Below are 1,359 nucleotides of genomic sequence, written 5' to 3' on the forward strand. Positions count from 1 at the left end.
CATGGAAGATACCCTGCATCAGCGTTTAATTGGTCAAGAAGAAGCGGTTAAAGCGGTTTCTCGCGCCATTCGTCGCGCTCGGGTGGGCTTAAAGAACCCCAATCGACCGATTGCCAGCTTTATCTTCTCTGGCCCAACTGGAGTGGGTAAAACAGAACTCACCAAAGCCTTAGCGACTTACTTCTTCGGATCAGAAGAAGCAATGATTCGCTTAGATATGTCTGAGTTCATGGAACGTCATACCGTTTCTAAGCTGATCGGTTCGCCTCCCGGTTATGTCGGGTACAACGAAGGCGGTCAACTGACTGAAGCCGTGCGTCGGCGTCCTTACACGGTGGTTCTATTCGACGAAATCGAAAAAGCCCACCCCGATGTCTTCAATATGTTGCTACAAATTTTAGAAGACGGACGCTTGACTGATGCGAAAGGTCGCACGGTAGACTTCAAAAATACCTTGATCATTATGACCTCCAACATTGGATCGAAGGTGATCGAAAAAGGTGGCGGTGGTTTAGGATTTGAGTTCTCCGAAAATGAATCTGATGCTCAGTATCATCGGATTCGTAACTTGGTTAACGAAGAACTGAAGCAATACTTCCGTCCAGAATTCCTCAACCGTCTCGATGAGATTATTGTCTTCCGTCAATTGACGAAGGATGAGGTTAAGGAAATTGCGGTGATTATGCTCAACGAAGTCTTTCGTCGTCTGACGGAAAAAGGCATTAAGTTGGAAATCACTGATCGGTTCAATGAACGCTTAGTTGAGGAAGGTTACAACCCCAGCTACGGCGCTCGTCCCTTACGTCGGGCGATCATGCGCTTACTCGAAGATAGCTTGGCTGAAGAAATTCTCTCAGGTCGCATCGGTGAGGGCGATACCGCCGTTGTTGATGTCGATGGAGAGGGTCAAGTCACAGTTGCCCAAGGAGAAAAAGAAAAGCGGGAATTGTTACCGCAAACGGCTGAATAATCAGTTACTGTTGAGCTATCTCTAGCTCAACTTGAGTAACATCTCATAAATTTAATCAGGGGTATAACAACTGTTGTACCCCTTTCTATTCGGTTTTGTTTGTTTGGAGAACTCCTGTTAAGGAACAAACTCAGTCACAACCTGACCCCCGCTTTGATCCCCAGTCACCACAATGGTATCACTGGTAAACTCACCCACTGCTCGATTTCCCCTTAAAGTCAAAGGTGGATCAATTTGACGGTAAACAACATTACCTTGAGCCTGAAACTGTTGTTGGGATGTAGACCAAGTTAACTGATTCGTATTCAACTGAGCTTGACGCTTTTGACCGATCGCCACAACATTTCCGACTAAATCAAATTGTTCAGCTTTGATATCACCCCATCCCT

Annotated in this window: 1 protein-coding gene and 1 pseudogene; one reads left to right on the forward strand and one right to left on the reverse strand. The window is 46.1% G+C overall.

Translation table 11 applies throughout. The features are described from left to right. On the forward strand, positions 1-970 hold a 970-nt coding region (locus tag M595_RS27575; protein ID WP_023068651.1), incomplete at its 5' end, for an AAA family ATPase. A 117-nt stretch (positions 971-1,087) separates the two neighbouring features. On the opposite strand, the pseudogene M595_RS27580 reads toward M595_RS27575, so the two are convergent. Next, a pseudogene (locus M595_RS27580) lies at positions 1,088-1,359 on the reverse strand (LPS export ABC transporter periplasmic protein LptC); the annotation flags it as partial.

This window comes from Lyngbya aestuarii BL J (genome assembly GCF_000478195.2).
GTDB classification, from domain to species: domain Bacteria; phylum Cyanobacteriota; class Cyanobacteriia; order Cyanobacteriales; family Microcoleaceae; genus Capilliphycus; species Capilliphycus aestuarii.